At 71.5% G+C, this 14,382-nt stretch carries 13 protein-coding genes and 1 riboswitch; of the genes, 6 read left to right on the top strand and 7 right to left on the bottom strand.

From position 1 onward, the window contains the following. Positions 1-109: 109 nt before the first annotated feature. Genes IE94_RS0120480 through IE94_RS0120460 form a run of 5 tightly spaced genes read left to right on the top strand, consistent with a single transcriptional unit; the run spans position 110 to position 5,246 of the window. Entirely contained in the window at positions 110-406 is a 297-nt protein-coding gene (locus IE94_RS0120480; protein ID WP_030186399.1) for a hypothetical protein, read from the top strand. 58 nt (positions 407-464) lie between these two features. Next, positions 465-1,817 carry a sensor histidine kinase gene (locus IE94_RS0120475; protein ID WP_037923087.1) on the top strand — a complete coding sequence of 451 codons (1,353 nt, stop codon included), beginning with the start codon at positions 465-467 and terminating at the stop codon, positions 1,815-1,817. A gap of 20 nt (positions 1,818-1,837) precedes the next feature. Then, the gene (locus IE94_RS0120470; RefSeq protein WP_030186396.1) at positions 1,838-2,503 is read left to right on the top strand and encodes a response regulator transcription factor; all 666 of its coding nucleotides are present in this window, start codon (positions 1,838-1,840) and stop codon (positions 2,501-2,503) included. 56 nt (positions 2,504-2,559) lie between these two features. Further along, entirely contained in the window at positions 2,560-3,975 is a 1,416-nt protein-coding gene (locus IE94_RS0120465; RefSeq protein WP_030186395.1) for an SLC13 family permease, read from the top strand. Positions 3,976-3,986: 11 nt separating this feature from the next. Beyond that, complete coding sequence (locus IE94_RS0120460) at positions 3,987-5,246, top strand: glycerate kinase (RefSeq protein WP_106977929.1); 1,260 nt, start codon at positions 3,987-3,989, stop codon at positions 5,244-5,246. On the opposite strand, the gene IE94_RS0120455 is transcribed toward IE94_RS0120460, so the two are convergent. The 6 genes from IE94_RS0120455 to ctaE all read right to left on the bottom strand — a co-directional run bounded on the left by IE94_RS0120455 (position 5,162) and on the right by ctaE (position 12,373). Further along, on the bottom strand, positions 5,162-6,553 hold the full coding sequence (locus IE94_RS0120455; RefSeq protein WP_030186393.1) for an aminotransferase class V-fold PLP-dependent enzyme: 1,392 nt from the start codon (positions 6,551-6,553) through the stop codon (positions 5,162-5,164). The genes IE94_RS0120460 and IE94_RS0120455 overlap by 85 nt on opposite strands. 231 nt (positions 6,554-6,784) lie before the next feature. Continuing rightward, positions 6,785-6,901: riboswitch (SAM riboswitch) on the bottom strand. Positions 6,902-6,987: 86 nt separating this feature from the next. Beyond that, complete coding sequence (gene trpD / locus IE94_RS0120450) at positions 6,988-8,052, bottom strand: anthranilate phosphoribosyltransferase (RefSeq protein ID WP_030186391.1); 1,065 nt, start codon at positions 8,050-8,052, stop codon at positions 6,988-6,990. Between the two features lie 133 nt (positions 8,053-8,185). Continuing rightward, positions 8,186-9,823 (bottom strand): cytochrome bc1 complex cytochrome b subunit, encoded by a 1,638-nt coding sequence (gene qcrB, locus IE94_RS0120445; protein WP_030186389.1) that lies wholly within the window; start codon positions 9,821-9,823, stop codon positions 8,186-8,188. Next, positions 9,820-10,881: a cytochrome bc1 complex Rieske iron-sulfur subunit gene (gene qcrA / locus IE94_RS0120440; protein WP_030186381.1), complete on the bottom strand. Its 1,062-nt coding sequence runs from the start codon at positions 10,879-10,881 to the stop codon at positions 9,820-9,822. Before qcrA ends, qcrB begins: the two co-directional genes overlap by 4 nt. After that, positions 10,878-11,687 (bottom strand): cytochrome bc1 complex diheme cytochrome c subunit, encoded by an 810-nt coding sequence (qcrC, locus tag IE94_RS0120435; RefSeq protein ID WP_030186380.1) that lies wholly within the window; start codon positions 11,685-11,687, stop codon positions 10,878-10,880. Before qcrC ends, qcrA begins: the two co-directional genes overlap by 4 nt. A gap of 65 nt (positions 11,688-11,752) precedes the next feature. Continuing rightward, positions 11,753-12,373 carry an aa3-type cytochrome oxidase subunit III gene (gene ctaE / locus IE94_RS0120430; RefSeq protein ID WP_030186375.1) on the bottom strand — a complete coding sequence of 207 codons (621 nt, stop codon included), beginning with the start codon at positions 12,371-12,373 and terminating at the stop codon, positions 11,753-11,755. Between the two features lie 198 nt (positions 12,374-12,571). Between ctaE and IE94_RS0120425 the strand changes: the two genes are divergently transcribed. Then, a complete protein-coding gene (locus IE94_RS0120425; protein ID WP_030186374.1) occupies positions 12,572-12,973 on the top strand; it encodes a response regulator in 402 nt (133 codons plus the stop codon). A 110-nt stretch (positions 12,974-13,083) separates the two neighbouring features. Here IE94_RS0120425 and IE94_RS0120420 read toward each other — a convergent pair whose 3' ends face one another. Further along, the gene (locus tag IE94_RS0120420; protein ID WP_030186371.1) at positions 13,084-14,361 is read right to left on the bottom strand and encodes a L,D-transpeptidase; all 1,278 of its coding nucleotides are present in this window, start codon (positions 14,359-14,361) and stop codon (positions 13,084-13,086) included. Positions 14,362-14,382 lie beyond the last annotated feature (21 nt).

The raw sequence follows: 14,382 nt of genomic DNA, 5'->3' as shown, positions 1-14,382 counted from the left end.
GACCAGCCACGACGCAGCGGCAGGCGAAGAACGAGCCGAGGCACCGGATGAAGAGTTCTTCACCCGCTACTCATCCGGCCCGCCAAAATCCTCGCGCAGAATCCAAGGCATGGTCTTCTCCCGCCGCATGGCGGCCCTCGCGGCCGTCGTCCTGATCCCGCTCGGCATCGCCGCGACCAGTTTCGCCCTGACCGACAGCCCGCAGGAACCGAGGGTCCCGGCCAAGGTGGAGCTGGAGAGCGGCTCCCCCACCCCGAAGCCGGCCTCCTCCTCGCCCGAGCCGACGCCCAGCGACCAGGTGGTGACACGGCCGCCGGTCACCGACGGCCCCGCGGATGACGACGATGACGACGACCGGGGGCAGGACGCCGACGACGGACCCGGCGACGGAGCGGGCGACGGGTGAGCGCGAACGCCGCCGGGTCTCGGCCCGGGTCCGCATCCTGCTGTGGCTGCTGCTCGTGATGGCCGTCGCGCTGGCCTCGGTGGCGGCGACCACCCGCTCGATCCTGCTGCGCGACACCGACCAGCGGATCAACGGCCTGCTCGCGCAGGAGGCCGGTGAGTTCGCCAACTTCGAGGAGCAGGGCTTCGACCCGCAGACGGGCCGCCCCTTCACCGACCCGGGCCGGCTGCTGCGGGTCTTCCTGGAGCGGCAGTACGCCGACCTGGACGAGGAGCTGGTCGGGCTGGTCGGCGAGGTGGGCAGCAGGCCCACGCAGATCATCCAGCAGCGCGAGATCCCGGTCGGCCGGCCCCTGCACGAGGACGCCGACGCCCGGCGCCGCATCTACGCCTCCCCCGACTCCACCGGCGTGCTGGACCGGCCCGAGGGCGAGATCCGCTGGGCCAAGGTCACCGTGGCCCGCTACGGCGGCGAACCGGCGGCCGCCTTCGTGGTCGCCTTCCACCCGGGGCGCGAACAGGCGCGCGCGGACGAGGTGTTCCGGGTCCTGCTCGCCATCTCCGGCGTCGCCCTGCTGATGACGACCGGCATCGCCTGGGTGGTGGCGGGCCGCATCCTGAAACCGGTGCGGCTGGTGCGCACGACCGCGGCCCAGCTCACCGAGCAGGACCTGACCCGGCGCATCCCGGTGCACGGCCACGACGACGTGGCGGCCCTCGCCGAGACGTTCAACGCCATGCTGGACCGGCTGGAGCGGGCCTTCGCCACCCAGCGCCGGTTCGTCGACGACGCTGGCCACGAGCTGCGCACCCCGATCACCATCGTGCGCGGCCACCTGGAGCTGATGGGCGACGATCCGGCCGAGCGCGAGGAGACCGTCCGCCTCGTCACCGACGAGCTGGACCGGATGAGCCGCATCGTCGAGGACCTGCTGCTGCTCGCCAAGGCCGAACGCCCCGACTTCGTCACCCCCGAGCCGGTGCGGCTGGCCGAACTCACCGCCGACGTCTACGTCAAGGCTCGCACCCTGGGCGACCGGGAGTGGGTGCTGGACGCGGTCGCCGACCGGGAGGCCCGGCTCGACCCCCAGCGGATCACCCAGGCCATGGTGCAGCTCGCGCAGAACGCCGTGCAGCACACCACGGCCGGCCAGCGGATCCGCATGGGGTCCCGCGCCGACGGCCCGCGCGTCGAGCTGTACGTCGCCGACTCCGGCCCCGGCGTCCTGCCGCAGGACGCCGAGGTGATCTTCGAGCGGTTCCGGCGCGGCACGGCCCGGCGCGGGGTGCGCGGCACGGGCGCCGGGCTCGGGCTGTCGATCGTCCGGGCGATCGCCGAGGGCCACGGCGGCCGGGTGGACCTGCGCACCACCGAGGGCGGCGGCGCCACCTTCGTACTCACCCTTCACTGAATCCCGAAGAAGAGGCTCCCATGAACCGCATCCTCATCGTCGAGGACGAGGAGCGCATCGCCTCCTTCGTCGAGAAGGGCCTGCGCGCCAACGGCTTCACCACCACCGCGGTCGCCGACGGCGACGCCGCCTGCGAGTACGCGCTCACCGGCGGCTTCGACCTCGTCGTCCTGGACATCGGGCTGCCCGGCCGGGACGGCTTCACGGTCCTGCGACAGCTGCGTGAGGCCCGGGTGACGACCCCGGTGATCGTGCTGACCGCCCGGGACTCGGTACGGGACACGGTGGCCGGTCTGGAGGGCGGCGCCGACGACTGGATGACCAAGCCGTTCCGCTTCGAGGAACTGCTGGCCCGGGTGCGGCTGCGGCTGCGTACGGCGGCCAGGGCGCCGGAGGTGACGGTGCTGAGGTCGGGCTCGCTCAGCCTCGACCTGCGCACCCGCCGGGCCCGCGCCCAGGGCCGCACGGTGGACCTGACGGCCCGTGAGTTCGTGCTGCTGGAGCTGTTCCTGCGGCACCCGGGACAGGTGCTGTCCCGCGAGCAGATCCTGTCGCACGTGTGGGGCTACGACTTCGACCCGGGCTCCAACATCGTGGACGTGTACGTGCGGGCCCTGCGCAAGAAGCTCGGCGCCCAGCAGGTGGAGACCGTGCGCGGGATGGGCTACCGACTGCCGACCCGGTGAGGTTTCCTTCATGTGACCCTCATGGAGGGCTCACCGCGCCCGTGGACGCTCGATGCGTGACGTCGAACCTCCGCCTCGCGGCGGCCCTGTGCGTGGCGCTGTCCCTGTGCGCGCTGCTGGCGGTCCCCGCCAACTTCCCCGCCCTGGGCGGCGACGCGCGCCTCACCCTCGCCGTGTTCGCGCTGGCCACCTGCGCCTGGATCGGTACGCCGGTCGACGACACGTACATCGCGCTGGGTGCCGGACTCGCGCTGACCGCGACCGGCGTCATCAGCAGCGACACCCTCTTCGGCACCCTGGGCGAGGCCACCGTGTGGCTGCTGATCTGCGCCTTCGTACTGGCGGCCGCGGTCGCCCGGACGGGGCTCGCGGGGCGGGCGGCGGTGTTCCTGGTGGGCGGGGCGCGCACGGTGCGGCAGTTGGTGCACCTGACGACGGCCGCGCTGGTCGTCACTGCCTTCGCGGTGCCGGCCACCTCGGGCCGGGCGGCGCTCGCGCTGCCGGTCTTCCTCGCCCTCGCCAAGGCGCTCGCCGACCGGAAGCGACTGGTCGTGATGCTGGCGCTGCTTTTCCCGACCGTGATCCTGCTGTCGGCGGTGGCGACCCTGATCGGTGCGGGCGCGCATCTGATCACGGTGTCGGTGCTGTGGGAGGCGACCGGGGACCGGATCGGCTTCACCCAGTGGCTGCTGCTCGGCCTGCCGCCGGCCCTCGCCTCCTCCCACCTCGCCGCCGAGACGGTCCTGCTGACGACCACGCGGCGCGCGGACCGCGCGGGCCCCGTCCGCGTCACCGCCGAGGAGATGCAGCGGCACAGCGAGAGCCCGGTCACCGGGGCGTGGACACAGGCGGAGAAGCGCTGCGCGCTGCTGCTGGCCACGGTGGTGGCGCTGTGGTGCAGCGAGCCCCTGCACCAGGTCTCCCCCGCCGTCGTGGCGCTGATCGGCGCGGTCGTCGCCTCCTCCCCCGCGCTGGGCACCGTACGGCTCAAGGACGCGCTGAGGACCGTGCCGTGGTCGCTGCTGCTGTTCATGGCGGCCACGATGGCCATGGGCGTGGCGCTGGCCGACTCCGGCGCGGCGAGGTGGCTGGTGTCGGGCCTGCCCGCGGACGTCGCCCCGGGGGTGTTCCTCGGCGTGGTGGTCGCGGTGAGCACGGCGGCCCACCTGGTCCTCCAGTCCCGTTCCGCCCGCTCCTCCGTCCTGGTCCCGCTGGTGGTCGCGGCGGCCGTCGGCGCCGGGGTCAACCCGGTCGCCGCCGCGCTCGCCTCCACGGCGGCGGCCGGGTTCTGCCACACGCTGCCGGCCTCCGCCAAGCCGGTCACGCTCTTCGCCGACGTCCCCGGCGTCCCCACCTACACCCCGCGCGACCTGCTGCGGCTGTCCGCCGTCCTGGCGCCGCTGACCGCCCTGCTCGTGCTGTTCTTCGCCGCCGCGGTCTGGCCGCTGCTCGGCGTGCCCGTGACCCGCTGAAGGAGCCCGCCATGTCCTCTCCTCCCCCTGTGCTGAACCGTGTCGTCGTCGCCCCCAGCGGCTTCAAGGAATCCCTGTCCGCCCAGGCCGCCGCCGACGCCATCGCGGCGGGCGTCCGCCGGGTGCTGCCGGACGCCGAGATCGACCGGATCCCCCTGGTCGACGGCGGCGAGGGCACCGCGGTGGCGCTGGCGACGGCGACCGGCGGGCGCCTGGTCGCGCTGGCCGCCACTGGTCCGGTCGGCGACCGGGTCGGCACCCACTTCGCGCTGCTCGGCTCCCGGGACACGGCGGTGGTGGAGATGGCGGCCGTCGCGGGCCTGTCCCTGGTCCCCCGCGCCCTGCGCGACCCCGGCGCCACGACCACGTACGGGGTCGGCGAGCTGCTCCGCGCCGCGCTCGGCACCGGGGTGCGGCGGGTCCTGGTGGGCTGCGGCGACTCGGGCACCTCCGACGGGGGCGCAGGCGCGCTCCAGGCGCTCGGGGCCCGGCTGCTGGACGCGGACGGCTTCGAACTGGCGCCCGGCGGACGGGAGCTGAACCGCCTCGTCCGCATCGACCCGTCCGGTCTGGACGTCCGGCTGAAGGACACCGAACTGCTGGTCGCCTGCAACCCGTACAACGTGCTGTGCGGAGTGCAGGGCGTGGCCCGGGTGTTCGGACCGCAGAAGGGTGCGACGCCCGCGCAGGTCGAGGAGTTGTCCGCCGGACTGGAGAACTGGGCGCGCGTCCTCACCCGCGACCTCGGTGTCGTCGGCACCGACCTGCGTACGGGCCCGGGGACCGGCGCCTCCGGCGGTCTCGGCGCGGGGCTCGCCGCCGTCGGAGCCCGGCTGCTGCCCCGCTTCGACGTGCTCCTGGACCATGTCGACCTGGACGCCCGCCTCGCCCGCGCCGACCTGGTGCTCACCGCCGAGGGCGCCCTGGACCACCAGACGCCGCGCGGCAAGGTCCCGGCCGAGGTGGCCCGCCGCGCCAAGCTCTCCGGCCGGCCCGTCCTCGCCCTGGCCGGCACCCTCGGCGAGGGCGCGCACGAGGTGCCGGGGGTGGACGCCTGCCACGGCATCGTCCCGGCGCCGATGGCCCTCGCGGACGCGCTGCTGCGCGCCTCCGAGCTCCTCACGGACGCCACGGAGCGGGCGCTGCGGATGGTGGTGCTGGGGTCGCGGCTGCCGGGCCGGGCGGCTCAGGCGCCGGTACCGGCCGTGGAGGCGGAGGCGGTGGAGGTGGAGGTGGTGTCGGGCACGCAGCGGCCGTCCTCGGTGCGGTAGTTCCAGCGGGCGCCCTCGCTCACCAGCTCCTTGACGGCGCCCACGAACCGCTCGACGTGCTCGTCGGGGGTGCCCGCGCCGAAGCTGACGCGGATGGCGTTGAGGGACTTCTCGCCGGGCGCCGCCTCGGGCGCCCCGCACTCGCCCTGCGTCTGCGGGTCGCTGCCGAGCAGGGTGCGCACCAGCGGGTGGGCGCAGAACAGGCCGTCGCGCACGCCGATGCCGTACTCGGCGGAGAGCGCGGCGGCGAAGTGCGAGCTGTTCCAGCCCTCGACGACGAACGAGAGCACCCCGACCCGCGGCGCGTCGTCCCCGAAGAGGGAGAGGACCCGCACCTCGGGCACCTCGGCGAGGCCCTCGCGCACCTTGCCGATCAGGTACTCCTCGCGGGCGACCAGGGTGTCGAACCCGGCCTCGGTGAGGGCCTTGCAGGCGGAGGCGATCGCGTACGCGCCGATGACGTTGGGCGACCCGGCCTCGTGCCGGGCGGCGCTGTCGTGCCACGCCACGTCCACACCGCCGTCCGCGCGCCGGGAGACGCTGCGGCTGGCGCCGCCGCCGGCCAGGTACGGCTCGGCCTCGCGCAGCCAGTCGGCCCGCCCGGCCAGCACGCCGGAGCCGAAGGGCGCGTACAGCTTGTGCCCGGAGAAGGCGACCCAGTCGACGTCCAGGTCGCGCACGCTCACCGGGTGGTGCGGGGCGAGCTGGGCGGCGTCCAGCACGATGCGGGCGCCGTGCGCGTGGGCGGCGGCGGCCAGCTCCCGCACCGGCCACAGCTCGCCGGTGACGTTGGAGGCGCCGGTGACGCAGACCAGGGCGGGCCCGTACGGCTCGCGGGCGGCCAGGGCGCGCTCCAGGGTCTCGACGGCCTGCGCGGGGGTGCGCGGGGCGTCGAGGTAGGTCACGTGCGCGTCCCGCCAGGGCAGCAGCGAGGCGTGGTGCTCGGTCTCGAAGACGAAGACCCGGCAGCCGGCGGGCAGCGCGGCGGCGAGCAGGTTCAGGGAGTCGGTGGTGGACCGGGTGAAGACCACCTGGTCCTCGTCCCGGCAGCCGAGGAACTCGGCGACCGTCCCGCGGGCGTTCTCGAACAGGTCGGTCGACAGCTGCGAGAGGTACCCGGCGCCCCGGTGGACGCTGCCGTAGTAGGGGGCGTAGGCGGCCACGTCGTCCCAGACCCGCTGGAGGGCGGGTGCGCTGGCGGCGTAGTCGAGGGCGGCGTAGGTGACCTCCCCGCCGGTGACGAGCGGCACGGTGACGTCCCGGCCGAGGACGGGCAGCGGGGTGGCGACAGCGGTGGGTACGGACATGGCGGACTCCCGTGAGGACCAGCGCGCGGCGGGGCGCTGTGAAAGAGAAGAAGGGGGTATGCGGAAGCGGGGCTCTGCGGCCAGGGGCCTGTTCCTCGGCCCGGACCGGGGCCGCGGGGGCATGAAGCACCGCTGGGAGGGGTCGGGCCCGTCCGAGGGGACAGGCCCTATCGCATTCGCTGGTTCACGGGAGACTCCCTCGGACGACCCAGGACCCCTGGTTTCGCGAGGGGTCCGCGCTTGCCGTGGACCTTGCTGTCCACGACCTGGTCTTCACCCGGGGCACCCCGCCACGGACGGAGGGTTGCCGGACAGTCGGCCGGGGCCTCATGACTGTCACTCATGACCTGTGGAAAAACCTAGGGGAAGAGATCGGCGCCCCGCAACCCGAGTCCGGATCGCGGGACGCACGTCACACGCGGCCGCAGTGCCGCTCAGGCGTTGCTGACGGCCACCCAACGCTCCAGCACCCGTCGGGCCGCCCCGGAGTCGATCGCCTCGGCCGCCCGGTCCATCCCGGCCCGCAACTGCGCCGCCAGCGGCCCCTCACCGGGGTCCAGGGCCACCAGGGCCGCCGCCGAGTTCAGCAGGACGGCGTCCCGTACCGGACCCGTCTCGCCGGCCAGCAGGCGGCGGGCGACGTCGGCGTTGTAGGAGGCGTCGGCGCCGCGCAGCGCCTCGACCGGCACCAGTTCGATGCCGACCTCGCGCGGGTCGAAGGTCTCCTCGGTCACCCGGCCGTCGCGCACGGTCCAGACCCGGGACGTGGAGGTGGTGGTCAGCTCGTCGAGGCCGTCGTCGCCCCGGAAGACCAGCGACGAGTGGCCGCGCTCGGCGAAGACACCGGCGATGATCGGCGCCATCCGGGCGTGGGCGACCCCGATCGCCTGGGCCCTGACCCGGGCGGGGTTGGTCAGCGGGCCCAGGAAGTTGAACACCGTGCGGATGCCGAGCTGACCGCGCGCCGCCGCCACGTGGCGCAGCGCCGGGTGGAACTTCACGGCGAAGCAGAAGGTGATGCCGGCCTCCTCGGCGACCTCCGCCACCCGCTTCGGCGTCAGCTCCAGATTGACCCCGAGCTTCTCCAGCACGTCCGAGGCCCCGGACGCCGAGGAGGCGGCCCGGTTGCCGTGCTTGACGACCTTCGCCCCCGTGCCGGCCACCACGATCGCCGACATGGTGGAGATGTTGACCGTCTTGGCGCCGTCGCCGCCGGTGCCGACGATGTCGACGGTCGCCCCCGGCACCTCGATCACGTTGGCGTGCTCGTACATGGTGCGGACGAGTCCGGAGATCTCCTCGACCGTCTCGCCCTTGAACCGCAGGCCCACCGCGAAGGCGGCGATCTGCGCGTCGGTCGCCTCGCCGCGCATGATCACGTCCAGCGCCCAGGCGGTGTCGTCGGCGCTCAGGTCGCGGCCGTCCAGCAGGCCGTTCAGCAGGACGGGCCAGGAGCGGTCCGCCGTGGTGTCGCCTCCAGCGGGGGTCACAGCGCTCATAGCCGCTCCTGAATCGTGTCTGTGTCGTCGACGGGGATCGTGCTCCCACCCTATCCAGCCCCGGGCACGGCGAAGGGCCCCGTCCGCAGACCGGAACGGGGCCCTTCGACCGTGGTGTGGCGACGCTGGAGGGTCAGTGGTGGCCGTGGCCGCTCGTGATCTCCTTGTACTCCTCGACGGTCGGCTTCGGAATCTGCGACTCCTCGCCGTAGTACGACTCGCTGAGCTTGGCACGGAGCTTCTGCGTGCCGCTCACCTTGCGCTCGACGCCGTTCTCGTCGACCGTCGGGCCGATCTCGGCCGGCTTGTACTGCTCGTGCGCCGTGAGCGTGTGCAGCTGCTCCTGGCTGAGCGGCTCGTGCACCTCGATGAACTCACCGTGCGGCAGGCGCTTGATGATGCCGGACTCGCGTCCGTGCAGCACCTTGTCCTTGTCCCGGCGCTGGAGGCCGAGGCAGATCCGCTTGGTGGCGATGAAGGCGACGACCGGTCCGACGAAGAACGCGACGCGGACGAACCAGGTGATCGCGTTGATCGACAGGTGGAAGTGCGTGGCCCACAGGTCGTTGCCGCCACCGATCAGCAGCACGAAGTAGACGGTCAGCCAGGCTACACCGAAGGCCGTACGGGTCGGGGCGTTGCGCGGGCGGTCCAGGATGTGGTGCTCGCGCTTGTCGCCGGTGACCCAGGACTCGATGAACGGGTAGACCGCGATCGCCGCCAGGACCAGCGGGAAGATGATCAGCGGGATGAGCACGCCCAGGACGAGTGTGTGGCCCCAGGCGTTGATCTCCCAGCCCGGCATCACACGGATCAGGCCCTCGGAGAAGCCCATGTACCAGTCCGGCTGGGCGCCGGTGGAGACCTGGTCCGGCCGGTAGGGGCCGATGGCCCAGATCGGGTTGATCGTGGCGATGGCCGACACCACCGAGATCACACCGAAGACCAGGAAGAAGAAGCCTCCGGCCTTCGCCGTGTACACCGGCAGCAGCGGCATGCCGACGACGTTCTTGTTCGTCTTGCCGGGACCCGCGAACTGCGTGTGCTTGTGGTAGAAGACCAGGATCAGGTGGCCCACCAGCAGGCCGAGCATGATGCCCGGCAGCAGCAGGATGTGGACCGAGTAGAACCGGGACACGAAGTCGTGTCCGGGGAACTCCCCGCCGAAGAGGAAGAACGAGATGTACGTGCCGACGATCGGCACGGACAGGATCGCGCCCTCCATGAAGCGGATGCCGGTGCCCGAGAGCAGGTCGTCCGGGAGCGAGTAACCGGTGAAGCCGGTGAACATGCCGAGGACGAGCAGCAGGAAGCCGAACAGCCAGTTGATCTCGCGCGGCTTGCGGAACGCGCCGGTGAAGAAGACGCGCATCATGTGCACGAACATGCCGGCCAGGAACACCAGCGCGGCCCAGTGGTGGATCTGCCGGATCAGCAGACCGCCGCGGACGTCGAAGCTGATGTCCAGAGTGGAGGCGTACGCCTCACTCATCATCTGGCCCTGCAAGGGCACGTACGAGCCGTGGTACTCGACCTCGGCCATCGACGGGTGGAAGAACAGCGTCAGGTACACACCCGTGAGGATGATGATGATGAAGCTGTAGAGGCAGACCTCACCCAGCATGAACGACCAGTGGTCGGGGAAGATCTTGCGCATGTTGGCCTTGGCCAGGGAGTAGATCCCCAGCCGGCCGTCGGCCCAGTCGGCGACGCGCTCGCCGGCCGGTGCCTTCCCGCGTGAGCGGGGCGCTTCGTTGGCTGCAGTACTCATCCGCGCTCCCAGAAAGCAGGACCGACGGGCTCTTCGAAGTCGCCGAGCGCTTCGAGGTAACCCTCGTCGTTCACGCCGATGCGCAGCTGCGGCAGGGCGTGACCGGCGGGACCGAAGATGACCCGGGCGCCGTCGGCAAGGTCGAAGGTGGACTGGTGGCAGGGGCAGAGCGCGTGGTGCGTCTGCTGCTCGTACAGGGAGATCGGGCAACCGACGTGGGTGCAGATCTTCGAGTACGCCACGATGCCCTCGTGCGACCACTCGAGCTCGCGCTTGTCCTTGATGGAGTCCGGCTCCAGCCGGATGATCATCAGGGCCGCCTTGGCGATCTCGTTCTGGAAGTCCTCGTCGTGCTCCTCCAGGCCCTCGGGCATGGCGAAGGTGAGCGAGCCCACCGCGACGTCGGAGGGACGCAGCGGCTCGTTGGTGTTCATGTTGACGAGGAGCTTGCCCTTGGACCACAGGGTGTGGCGGAGCTTGGTCCCGGGCAGCGGGCCGAGGTCGCGCAGCAGCACGACGCCGGAGAGCGGCACCAGGGTGAGCGCGCCCAGCATCGTGTTGCGGATCAGCTTGCGGCGCCCGATCACGGACTCCTTGGCACCCTGCTTGAAGTCCGCGTGGACCTTGGCACGGACCTCGGGGGACGCCTCGATCGGGTGACGCTCGTCGGCGACCTCCTCGTCGGACATCAGGGTGCGGGCCCAGTGGACCGCGCCGGCGCCGATGGCGAACAGCGCGACGCCGAGCGTCATGCCGAGCGCGAAGTTCAGCGCACTGATGTGACCGAGCGGGAAGATGTAGACCGACTTGTCGACGTCGATCGCCACGAACGAGGCGATGAAGCCGATGGTGGCCAGCATCGACAGCGTGAACAGCAGGGCGACCGTGCGCTCGGACCGCTTGGCGGCCCGCTCGTCGACGTCCTGGACCCGCGGCTCGTGGGGCGGCAGCCCCGGGTCGGCGAACGGGTTGGTCTCGTCCGCGGGCCGGGCGGCCGCGCCGTGCGGGCGGTCCTGCGCTGCCGGCAGGTTCTCTTCTGGAATGTCTTGGCTACTCATGACTTCTTGGCCTTTGCGGTCCGAGCGGCGACCCAGACGGCGACGGCGATCAGGGCGCCCAGTCCGAACACCCAGGCGAACAGACCCTCACTGACCGGGCCGAGTCCGCCGAGGCTGAGACCACCGGGGCTCTCGGTGTCGTCACCGTTGACCGCGTCCAGGTAGGCGATGATGTCCTTCTTGTTCTGCTCCGACAGCGTGGTGTCGGGGAAGGAGGGCATGTTCTGCGGGCCGGTCTGCATGGCCTCGTAGATGTGCTTCGGGTCGACACCCTCGAGGCTCGGCGCGAACTTGCCGTGCGTCAGGGCGCCACCCTTGCCGGTGAAGTTGTGGCACTGCGCGCAGTTGGTGCGGAACAGTTCACCGCCCTTGGCGATGTCCGCGCCCTCGGGGCCGTACTTCTCCTCCGAGGGGATGGCCGGACCGGCGCCCAGCGACGCGATGTAGGCCGCGAGCTGGTCGATCTCCGCCTGGGAGTAGATGACCTTCTTCTTCGGGACCTGCGCGCCGGGCTGCTGGGCGGGCATGCGGCCGGTGCCCACCTGGAAGTCGACGGCCGCGGCGCCTACGCCGACCAGGCTCGGACCGTCGCTGGTGCCCTGCCCTCCGGTGCCGTGGCAACTGGCACAGCCGACGGCGTAGAGCTTCTTGCCCTCGTCGATGGCAAGGGACTGGGCGGATTCATCGGCCTGCGCCTTGCTCGCGGGTGCGAACGCGGCGTACAGCCCCCCTGTGCATGCCAGCGCGAGGAGTAGGACGACGAGGGCCGCCAGCGGATGGCGTCGTCGTGCGGAGAGCTTTTTCACGGATTACCCCGGTGTCAGGATCTTCTGCGTCGATGCTTCTGGTATTGCGCGGGTGCGTGCCGCGACTACTTGATCAGGTAGATCGTGGCGAACAGGCCGATCCAGACCACATCGACGAAGTGCCAGTAGTAGGACACGACGATGGCGGCGGTCGCCTGCTCGTGGGTGAACCTCCTGGCCGCGTAGGTGCGGCCGAGGACCAGCAGGAAGGCGATCAGTCCGCCCGTCACGTGCAGTCCGTGGAAGCCGGTGGTCAGGTAGAACGCCGAGCCGTACGGGTCGGAGGACAGGGAGATCCCGTCCTTCTTGACCAGTTCGGTGTACTCGAACACCTGACCGCCGATGAAGATCGCACCCATCACGAAGGTGACGATGAACCACATCCGGAGCTTCTTCACGTCACCGCGCTCGGCCGCGAACACGCCGAGCTGGCAGGTGAGGGAGGAGAGCACCAGGATCGTGGTGTTCGTCGCGGAGAACGGGACGTTCAGCGCGTGGGCCTTCTCGGACCAGAAGTCCGGGCCCGTCACCGATCGCAGGGTGAAGTACATCGCGAAGAGGGCCGCGAAGAACATCAGCTCGGAACTCAACCAGATGATGGTTCCGACGCTGGTGAGGTTCGGCCGGTTGACCGACGGGTGCGCGTGCCCGGTTTCTACTGTCGTTGCTGTCGCCACGACCGACATTATGTCGGTCGCTTATCCCGCCCTCACCCCGGGGGGTGCCGTTCGGTGTGTTCCCCCTGCTTGTACGGCCCGGATGGCCCATCGAACGGCCCGTCGAAGCCCTGTCCGAACCAGTGCTGACGGGACGTTCGAGGGAGTAGCATCCGCCCCAACGGGCTACGACAGCCTTCACCGGTCTCACCGCGTATCGGAGGAAGCATGCAGGCGACCGCCACGGTGCTGGTCTACAGCGACGACTCCAACACCCGCGAACAGGTGCGGCTCGCGACCGGCCGCCGGCCGGCTCCGGACGTGCCCGTGGTCGAGTTCGTGGAGTGCGCCACCCCGGCCGCGGTGCTCAAGGAGCTGGACAAGGGCGGGATCGACGTCTGCGTGCTGGACGGCGAGGCGGTGCCCATGGGCGGCATGGGCATGTGTCGCCAGATCAAGGACGAGGTCTTCCAGTGCCCGCCGGTGCTGCTCCTCATCGCACGGCCGCAGGACGCCTGGCTGGCCACGTGGAGCCGCGCGGAGGCGGCTGTGACGCTGCCGGTGGAGCCGGTGGAGTTCGCGGGGGCGCTGGCCGCTTTGCTGCGGGAGAAGAGGCTGCAGGGCGTCTAGGGGCGCCTTCCAGCTCGGGGGTGCGGGTCCTTGTGGCGAGTGCGGCGCCCCCGTGGCTCGTCGCCCAGTTCCCCGCCCCCCCTGACTGAGGTTCGCTGCTCCAGGCGCCTCTAGACGCTCTCCGGCCTCAGCCTCGCCTGTTCCGCCGTGCCGGACGCGTTGCCCGTGCCGCCCGTCAGGGCGCTGCCCGTGCGCCATTTCGCCCAGTCCATGTTCCAGTCGCCGAAGCCGTTGCCGAAGGCTTCCATCGTCTCGCCGTCCGAGTTGACGACCTCGACGAGGTCGCCCTCCTGGACCGCGTTGAAGAACCACTCCGCGTTGTCGGTGCTCATGCCGACGCAGCCGTGGCTGACGTTGGCGATGCCCTGGGAGCCGACGGACCAGGGGGCGGCGTGCACGTACTCGCCGCTCCAGGTCACCCGGGTGGCCCAGTGGACCGGCAGGTCGTACGCCTCCGAGGAGCCCTCGGCGATGCCGACGGTGGTGCTGCGCATGCGTACGAAGGATTCCTTGCCGAGGACGACCTTGACGCCGTTGCGGGTCTCGAAGCCGGGCTTGCCGGTGGTGACCGGGATCTCCCGGATCGCCTCGCCGTCCTGGTAGACGGTCAGGGTGTGCGCGGCGGCGTCGGTGACGGCCACGACGCGGTCGTCCGTGGTGATCTTCAGGGGCTTGGTTCTGCCGCCCCACATCCGGTCGCCGATCTTGATGCCGTCCAGGGTGCTGCGGACCTTGACGGTGGCGTGCGCGGGCCAGTACTCCTGGGGCCGGTAGTGGAGCTTCTTGTCGTCCACCCAGTACCAGGCGCCCTGCGCCGCGGGGGTGGACTCGACCTTCAGGCCGCGCTCCACTATGGCCCGCTGCGCCGGGTCCCGGACCGGCTGGCTCAGTTCCGCCGTGATGGGCTGACCGACGCCGTACGCGCCCGCCTTGGGCCCGAAGGTGACGTCCAGGGTCTTCTTCGCGCCGGGCTTGCCGGTCTCGAAGGTGAGCACCTTGCGGCCGGGCGCCCCGTCCCCGTCCTCGGTGCTGACGCGCACGGTGTAGCTGGCGTTGGCCGCCAGCGGCGAGGTGCTGTGCCAGCGGGCGCCGTCGGCGGACAGCTCGCCCGCGACGTGGCGTCCGGTCGCGTCCGTGGCCGTGACGTCCGTGATGCGCCCGTCGGCGCCCTCGGCGACCACCTCCAGGGGTTTGTCCGGGTCGGCCTTCTTCCCGGCGTCCGTGGGGCCGTTGAAGGAGATCTGGCCGGCCGCGTCGTAGGGCGTGGCGGACAGCGGGTTGTCGTCGTCGCCGAGGCAGGCGGTGCCGCTCGCGCCGAGGGCGATCACCAGCAGGGTGCAGCCGACGACCGTACGCCCCCGCGCCTGGAAGTGAACCGTGATGCTCATGGCCTCACGCTAGGGAGAGAC

It is taken from the genome of Streptomyces violaceorubidus (genome assembly GCF_000717995.1).
GTDB lineage: Bacteria > Actinomycetota > Actinomycetes > Streptomycetales > Streptomycetaceae > Streptomyces > Streptomyces violaceorubidus.
This window is presented reverse-complemented; position numbering and strand designations above follow the sequence as displayed.

What these genes read in the sequence shown, in the direction of transcription:
- IE94_RS0120455 (WP_030186393.1), bottom strand. Translation starts at nt 6,553, where the DNA reads ATGTCCGTACCCACCGCTGTCGCCACCCCGCTGCCCGTCCTCGGCCGG.
- IE94_RS0120480 (WP_030186399.1), top strand. Translation starts at nt 110, where the DNA reads ATGGTCTTCTCCCGCCGCATGGCGGCCCTCGCGGCCGTCGTCCTGATC.
- IE94_RS0120470 (WP_030186396.1), top strand. Translation starts at nt 1,838, where the DNA reads ATGAACCGCATCCTCATCGTCGAGGACGAGGAGCGCATCGCCTCCTTC.
- qcrA (WP_030186381.1), bottom strand. Translation starts at nt 10,881, where the DNA reads ATGAGTAGCCAAGACATTCCAGAAGAGAACCTGCCGGCAGCGCAGGAC.
- trpD (WP_030186391.1), bottom strand. Translation starts at nt 8,052, where the DNA reads ATGAGCGCTGTGACCCCCGCTGGAGGCGACACCACGGCGGACCGCTCC.
- IE94_RS0120460 (WP_106977929.1), top strand. Translation starts at nt 3,987, where the DNA reads ATGTCCTCTCCTCCCCCTGTGCTGAACCGTGTCGTCGTCGCCCCCAGC.
- ctaE (WP_030186375.1), bottom strand. Translation starts at nt 12,373, where the DNA reads ATGTCGGTCGTGGCGACAGCAACGACAGTAGAAACCGGGCACGCGCAC.
- qcrB (WP_030186389.1), bottom strand. Translation starts at nt 9,823, where the DNA reads ATGAGTACTGCAGCCAACGAAGCGCCCCGCTCACGCGGGAAGGCACCG.
- IE94_RS0120425 (WP_030186374.1), top strand. Translation starts at nt 12,572, where the DNA reads ATGCAGGCGACCGCCACGGTGCTGGTCTACAGCGACGACTCCAACACC.
- IE94_RS0120475 (WP_037923087.1), top strand. Translation starts at nt 465, where the DNA reads ATGGCCGTCGCGCTGGCCTCGGTGGCGGCGACCACCCGCTCGATCCTG.
- IE94_RS0120420 (WP_030186371.1), bottom strand. Translation starts at nt 14,361, where the DNA reads ATGAGCATCACGGTTCACTTCCAGGCGCGGGGGCGTACGGTCGTCGGC.